The 5,437-nt window shown below is 66.2% G+C and carries 4 protein-coding genes; 3 read left to right on the top strand and 1 reads right to left on the bottom strand.

Annotated elements, in window-relative coordinates; translation table 11 throughout:
* The 3 genes from ACIQ6O_RS12200 to ACIQ6O_RS12190 all read left to right on the top strand — a co-directional run.
* Window positions 1-730, top strand: a 730-nt coding sequence (locus ACIQ6O_RS12200; RefSeq protein WP_396208065.1) for a creatininase family protein, incomplete at its 5' end; no start/stop codon positions are given.
* Between the two features lie 39 nt (window positions 731-769).
* Window positions 770-3,427 (top strand): DUF5916 domain-containing protein, encoded by a 2,658-nt coding sequence (locus ACIQ6O_RS12195; RefSeq protein ID WP_396208064.1) that lies wholly within the window; start codon window positions 770-772, stop codon window positions 3,425-3,427.
* Window positions 3,428-3,444: 17 nt separating this feature from the next.
* The gene (locus tag ACIQ6O_RS12190) at window positions 3,445-3,891 is read left to right on the top strand and encodes a hypothetical protein (RefSeq protein WP_396208063.1); all 447 of its coding nucleotides are present in this window, start codon (window positions 3,445-3,447) and stop codon (window positions 3,889-3,891) included.
* 19 nt (window positions 3,892-3,910) lie between these two features.
* Here ACIQ6O_RS12190 and ACIQ6O_RS12185 read toward each other — a convergent pair whose 3' ends face one another.
* A complete protein-coding gene (locus ACIQ6O_RS12185; RefSeq protein ID WP_396208062.1) occupies window positions 3,911-5,251 on the bottom strand; it encodes a hypothetical protein in 1,341 nt (446 codons plus the stop codon).
* Between the last annotated feature and the right edge of the window lie 186 nt (window positions 5,252-5,437).

The raw sequence follows: 5,437 nt of genomic DNA, 5'->3' as shown, positions 1-5,437 counted from the left end.
GGACGTGCGCGATGCCATCGCTGCCGGCAAGAAGACGGTCATCATCCCCACGGGCGGCATGGAACCCAACGGCCCCTGGCTCGTGACCGGCAAGCACAACTACGTGCTGCATACCAACTGCGACGCCATCGCCCGCAAGCTGGGGAATGCCCTGTGCGCCCCCATCGTGAAGTTCGTGCCCGAGGGGAGCTACGATCCGCCATCGGGGCACATGACGAGCCCCGGCACCATCACGGCGCGCGAAACGACCTTCCGGGCGCTCCTCACTGACATCGCGGCGAGCCTCAAGGCGCACGGCTTCGAGAACATCATCTACATCGGCGACAGCGGCGGCAATCAGGGCGGACAGCGCGCCGTGGCCGACTCGCTCACCGCGCTGTGGAAGGGCGCACCGGTCGTCGCGCACATTCAGGAGTACTACGACTACGCCAGCGTGGCCAAGTACATCGAGGGGCGCGGCGTGAAGCCCACCAAGGCCGACGGACTGCACGACGATCCGGAAATCACGATGAACATGTTCATCGACGATCCGAAGAGCGTCCGCTACGACGAGCGCGTCAAGGCCGGGAAGGCCGACATCAACGGGGTCTCGCTCAAGGACAGGAAGCAGATTACCGCGTGGGCCAAGGAGATTGTCGCCTTCCGTGCGCAGGTGACCACCGACGCCATCAACAAGGCCATCGCCAACAAGGGCACCCTCCCGGCGCCGGCGCGTCGTAGCGGGAACTGACCGCACCGGTCGGCTGCAGGTCCTGATTATCCTTCACGGATGATCAGGACCTGTTTTGTTTTTGGCGCGGCGGTCCTCGCCGTCGCCGCGACCCGCCCCCTCGCTGCCCAACCGTCGCTGCGCGCGCAGTGGATCACGGCGCCCATCACGCTCGACGGCAAGCTCGACGAGCCCGTGTGGCGCACCGGGACCTCGGCCACGGCCTTCGTGCAGCGCACGCCGCAGAATGGCAGCCCGGCGTCGCAGAAGAGCGAGGTGCGCATCGCGTACGACGCCAACGCGCTGTATGTGGGGGTGCGCAACTTTGACACCGCGCCCGACAGCATCGCCCAGCAGCTCGGGCGCCGCGATGCCGAAGATCTGTACGCCGACTGGTTCTACGTCGGGTTCGACAGTTACGGCGACAAACGCACGGCGTTCACGTTCGGGGTGAATCCGCGTGGCGTGCTCACCGATGGCTACGTCACCAACGACAATCTCGAAGATTTCGACATCACGTGGGATGCGGTGTGGAACGTGGCGGCACGTATCGACAGCGCTGGATGGACCGCCGAGTTCCGTATTCCGCTCTCGCAGCTGCGCTACGATGTGGTAGACGGCCGCGGCGCCGTGCGCCCGTGGGGCATCAACTTCACCCGTACCATCGCGCGCCACGGGGAAGATGCGTACTGGGCACCGACACCGGCCGATGCGCCGGGCTTCGTGTCGCGCTTCGGCACGCTCACCGGGCTCGATTCGCTGCGGCCGCCCTCGCGCACGGAGATCATTCCGTACGTGCGCACCCAACTCGAGAGCCAGCCGCTGAGCGAACGCAATCGCTTCGTGCCCGGGCAGAAGCTGGCCGGCGCGATGGGCGGCGACGCGCGCTTCAAGCTGCCGCAATCACTCACGCTCACCGCCACGGTGAACCCCGACTTCGGCCAGGTGGAAGCCGATCCGGCGGTCGTCAATCTCACGGCGTTCGAAGTCTTCTTCCCCGAGCGGCGTCCGTTCTTCCTCGAAAACGCTGACGGCTTCGCCTTCGGCCAGACGCGCACACTCAACGACAACGACCCGCCGCGATTCTTCTATAGCCGTCGGGTGGGGCGTGCGCCGCAACGCCGGCCCACCGGCGACAGTCTGCAGGCCACGCGCATCACCACGCAGACGCCCATCCTCGGCGCCCTCAAGCTGAGCGGCACCACACCGAGTGGATGGCAAGTGGGTGTGCTCAACGCCGTCACGGCGCACGAACACGCCGACGTGCAGCTCACCAATGGCCGCCTGCTGCGCGAGCCGGTGGAGCCGCGTGCCAATTATCACGTGTCCCGACTGCGCCGGTTGCTGCGCGGTGGCAATACGGGCGTTGGCGGATTCTTCGCCGACACCCGGCGCGACTTGAGCGACACCGTGCTTGTCACGCGCTTGCCGCGGTCGGCCACGGTCGCCGGTCTCGACTGGGAGCACGCGTGGAACGATCGCACCTACGCCCTAAGCGGCGTGTTCAGTGGCAGTCACGTGGCCGGGAACGAGGTGGTGATGCGGCGGCTGCAGACGGCGAACTATCGCAGCTTCCAGCGCCCTGATGCTGACCACCTCGAATTCGACCCGACGCGCACATCACTCACCGGCCACTTCCTCGCACTCTCGTTTGCGAAGTTGGCGGGGCAGCGTGTCCTGGGCAGCGTGACCTACGAGGAAACCAGCCCGGGCTTCGAGTCGAACGACCTCGGCTTCCAGACGCGCTCGGATGTGCGGTCGCTCTCGTCGGCGTTACGCTTTCGCAATCCGTTCCAGAACCGCTGGTCGCGCGAGTGGGGGGCGGCGGTGTTCCAGACAGCCTCGCTCAACTTCGCGGGCGATCGCGTCGAAACGCGCACAAGTGTGCTCGCCAACACGACGCTGCTCAACTTCTGGGAGCTGAGCTACCGGTTGTCGTACTCACCGGAAACGCTCAACGACCGGTTGCTGCGGGGCGGTCCGTTCGCGCTCCGCCCCACCGAAACGCTCCACTCGCTCGAACTGTCCACTGACGGCCGTAAGCCGATCATCTTCAACGTGGAGGCGCTGCGCACCACTGATCGCAGTGGGCGCGATGTGCATTCGGTGGAGTTGGAGATCGATTGGCGTCCGCTCCCGCAGGCGCGCATCCGCGTGGGGCCGAGCTATCAGGGCGGTATCACTACCGGCCAGTACGTACAGTCGGTCACCGACGCCACGGCCACCGCCACGTATGGTCGCCGCTACGTGTTCGCCGATGTGCGTCAGCGCGAGGCGCGACTCGATACGCGCGTGGACTGGACCTTCTCGCCATGGCTGTCGCTGCAATTGTTCCTGCAGCCGTTCGCTTCGGCGGGGGAGTTCTCCCGCTTCAAGGAGTTCACTACCCCGCGTGCCTTTGCGTTCGCTGAGTATGGTCGTGAGCGGGGCGTCGCTACCCAAGGCGCCAATGGGCTGACGGTAGACCCCGATGGCCGCGGGCCCGCGACGGCGTTCCTCATTCCGCGTCAGGATTTCACGGTGCGGGCGCTACGCGGCAACGCAGTGCTGCGGTGGGAGTATCAGCCCGGCTCGTCGCTCTTCTTCGTGTGGTCGCAGCAACGTCAGGTGGAGCTCGATGCCGTGAACTTCGGCGTCGCCAACCAGGTGGGACGCGCCTTCGCCGATCCCGGACGCCACGTGTTCCTCATCAAGTACTCGCGGTGGATCGGACGGTGACCGTGTCCCACACGCGGATGATTGCGGCTCTCACCATTGGCGCCCTTACCGCCTGCTCGTCATCGCGTGAGCCGGAGGCCAACGGGGAGGCGCGCGCGGCCGACAGCACGGCGCCGGCCATGTCCGCCATTCCCACCTTGCCCAAGGTGGGGCCGGTGGAGACCGACAGCGGCCCACCGGTGCGCTTCGACTCCACGGCACCGCGCGCGCGTCTGGTGATGGACCCCAAGCCCGGCGATCAGATCAACGCGCTGCAGCCGCCGGTGCTGCAAACGACCGACGGCCGACGCCTCGCGTTCGGAGGGTCGGCCGTCACGAAGGACAGCGCCTATTTCGTGGGTGATGTTGTGCTGATGCTCGAGGCCGGCGCGCTGCCGATCGAGGGTACGCTCATCACCAGCTATTGCCGCGCGGGCGAAAAGTTGTGTCGCACGGCGCGACGCGAGGTGCGCTTCGGCCTCTGACCGAAGCGCGCCGGCCGCGTTACTTCACGCCCGCCCGCTCGATCGTCGTGGTGGTCGTGGTTCCCTCGGTGACACGCTTGGCGAGATACACCACGCCGCCGGGGCCGAAGCCCAGCACCGTCCGCCCCTCGGGGATAAGCACGCGCTCAGTCACTTCGCCCTTGCCGTTGATCACGTCGTACACCGAGCCCGCGGGCTGCGGCTTGGTGGGAATGGTGAGCACCCACAGGTTGCCGTCGGCGTCGGCGCGCGTACTGGTCGCGAAGAACGGCGGCTGATAGTCAGGCAGCTGACTCGGTGATACCACGTTGATCTTGGGCGCCGTCACCTGCGGCGCGCGCGTGGGGGCCCCACCGCCCATCGGACCGCCGTTGGCGCTGATCATCACCTGCATGCGCGGGGCGCCGGCAGCTGCACCGCCGCCCATCATGCTGCCGAAGGCCGTAGCCATGGCCGCACCCTGCCCAGGATTCGCCGCCGCCTGCTTGTCGAGCAGCGTCTTCACCGAGTCGGCCAGTCTCGTCTTGTCCTCATCGGTGAGTCGCTTCCAATCGAAGGCCATCTTGGGGCTCGACCGCCGCGTGCCGTTCGCTTCCACCCAATCCACGTGATAGTCGCGGCCGCGTACGAACGCGACGTCGCCGTTCGGTGTCACTGCCCACTCGTCCACCACGGGGAGCGGATTCACTTCGATGGTCACGCTCATCTTGCCGTCTTCGCTGCGCGAGATGTTCGGCAACGAAATGGGAATCTTCACGAAACCCACCGTGTCCACCACGCGCGACTGCAGGTTCACGCGGGTGATAGGCATGGTGTCGGGCAAGGCGCCCATCTGCGGTGTGCCATTGACGATCTGCATACGAATGTTCGGCATGCCGCGGTATACGAGGTGCCCATTGCTGTAAAACGCGCCTGCACCAATGCCCCCGGCGGCGAGCATCATGGCATCCTGGGCCCGCGGCACACTCATGACGCGCGCCACTTCGCCATTGCTGTCGATGACGAGCATGCTGAGTGACTGCGCGTCCACGAACAGCGTGGAGTCGCCGCGGAAGGCGATGAGACTCGCCACACCACCGCCGTACGAGTTCGGATTGCCCGGCGTGGTGTCGGCTACGACCTTCAGCACCTTGAACGTGCTGTCCATGAGCAGCACCCGACGGCCGCTCATGTCGTTCACGAGCAGCTTACCGCCGGGCAGTGCGCGGATGTTGTTCACGAGGCCGAGCGGCTCGGCCGAGGTGGAGGCCACAGCGCCGAGGGGGCGGATGGCGGGGCGGGAGGCGCTGGTCCCCGGCTGGGCGTGGAGCGTGCCTGTGGTGGCCAGCGACAACGCGGTTGCAGTGAGTATGCGTTTCATGACGCGAGTTGGATGCTGAGTGACGGAGGAACCACGGAAGCACGAAGCGGGGAAGCTTGAAAAACGGAAGCTTGAAAACGGAAGCTTGTATGGCGGGACTATTGCCGCATGATGATGGTCTGCATGCCGCCGCCCATTCCGCCGGCCATCATCATGCCACCACCCATCATCATGTTACCGCCACCG

Source organism: Gemmatimonas sp., from assembly GCF_044345575.1.
In the GTDB taxonomy this organism is placed as follows: domain Bacteria; phylum Gemmatimonadota; class Gemmatimonadetes; order Gemmatimonadales; family Gemmatimonadaceae; genus Gemmatimonas.
The sequence above is the reverse complement of the archived record's forward strand: the minus strand, read 5'-3'. Positions and strand labels throughout refer to the sequence as shown.

What these genes read in the sequence shown, in the direction of transcription:
- ACIQ6O_RS12195 (WP_396208064.1), top strand. Translation starts at nt 770, where the DNA reads ATGATCAGGACCTGTTTTGTTTTTGGCGCGGCGGTCCTCGCCGTCGCC.
- ACIQ6O_RS12190 (WP_396208063.1), top strand. Translation starts at nt 3,445, where the DNA reads ATGATTGCGGCTCTCACCATTGGCGCCCTTACCGCCTGCTCGTCATCG.
- ACIQ6O_RS12185 (WP_396208062.1), bottom strand. Translation starts at nt 5,251, where the DNA reads ATGAAACGCATACTCACTGCAACCGCGTTGTCGCTGGCCACCACAGGC.